This is a genomic window from Arsenicibacter sp. R0_47 (genome assembly GCF_057652235.1).
This window is the reverse complement of the sequence record NZ_JBYFCJ010000093.1, coordinates 1-1,335: the sequence shown is the minus strand read 5'-3', so window position 1 is coordinate 1,335 and position 1,335 is coordinate 1. Positions and strand designations below refer to the sequence as shown.

Here is a 1,335-nt window from a genome sequence, read left to right as displayed (position 1 = left end):
TTACGGCCTTTGAGAAAGCCAAAACTAAATACATAGTTTACTAACGCCGTTTTCCGGCTATTTGTAAGAAGAACCTCGTTTTTCTCTATAACTTGAACAGTACCTTTGGATGTAACTATTCGTTACAATCCTGCATGTATGTGCAAAATTCGAGAAAAGCGGTCAGACATGAACAAGAAATAAAACTACCTGATTATGAACCAGAAGACCACCCAACCAACAACATTATTGCGTTATTGTCTAGGTATTGATGTCAGTAAAGATACCTTACAAGTCTGTCTGTCGGTGATTGACAACACGGGAAAAGTGACGGTTAAAGGAAGTACTAAGGTTAGCAACAAAGCTACCGCCTTTGCCAGTCTGCTGACTTGGGTAAGCAAACACTGCCAAGACAAAACAATTCCTGTGCGGTACCTGATGGAGTCCACAGGTGTTTATCACGAACAACTGGCCTGGTATCTTTTTCAGCAGGATTTGGCTGTCAGTGTAGTGCTGCCTAATAAGGCAAAGCACTACTTGAAAAGTATTGGCAATAACCGGGCAGCCGGCGCTGTCAAAGAATGATAAAATAGATGCCCGGGGATTAGCTCAAATGGGGCTGGAGCAGAACCTTCCGCTATGGCAGCCTCTTTCCAAAAACATCTATTCATTACGAATGCTAACTCGTCAATATCAACGTTTACAGGAGTTAAAGAACCAATCGGAAAATCAAAAACACTCGATTTTACATAGTCAAACAGTAGATACATTTATTTTGAAGCAACTGGATAAACTTATCAAACTGTATGATCAGCAACTTGAACAACTCATCAAGCAAATAGCCAAATTGCTTGAGAAAGATGTTTCGTTAAAGGCTAAAATAGACCAATTATGTAAAATTAAAGGCTTAGGCCTACTTTCAGTAGCAACTCTAGTGGCTGAAACCAATGGCTTTACTGGTTTTGATAATGTCCGCCAGCTTGTCAGCTTCGCCGGATACGACGTCATTGAGAATCACGGGGGCGCCCGTGCGCTCAGGAAACCGAGCAGGTAAAACGAAAATCTCTAAAAAAGGCAACAGCCGAATTAGACGAATCTTACACTTACCCGCTTTCAATGCGGTTCGGTTTGGCGAGCCCTCCTGTCAAGCTTTATTTGAGCGAGTTTTCAGCCGTACTCACATCAAGATGAAAGGCTATGTAGCCGTGCAAAAAAAGTTATTGACCTTGTGTTTCGCTCTTTGGAAAAATGACACAGCTTATGAGCCTACCTACTATAGTATGGTGTTCCCAATTAGTTGGACAGCTTTTGGGCTAATTCAAGCTTGGGAAATCCGAGTCAATAACTGTACTTTTT

At 41.7% G+C, this 1,335-nt stretch carries 3 protein-coding genes; all 3 read left to right on the top strand.

All coding sequences use genetic code 11. The features are described 5' to 3' along the window. Positions 1-195 precede the first annotated feature (195 nt). The gene (locus AC23NW_RS36130) at positions 196-564 is read left to right on the top strand and encodes an IS110 family transposase (RefSeq protein WP_487455565.1); all 369 of its coding nucleotides are present in this window, start codon (positions 196-198) and stop codon (positions 562-564) included. A 28-nt stretch (positions 565-592) separates the two neighbouring features. Continuing rightward, positions 593-1,033: a transposase gene (locus AC23NW_RS36125; RefSeq protein WP_487455567.1), complete on the top strand. Its 441-nt coding sequence runs from the start codon at positions 593-595 to the stop codon at positions 1,031-1,033. Then, a partial coding sequence (locus AC23NW_RS36120) for a transposase (RefSeq protein ID WP_487455563.1) occupies positions 927-1,335 on the top strand: 409 nt, incomplete at its 3' end. The genes AC23NW_RS36125 and AC23NW_RS36120, both read left to right, overlap by 107 nt.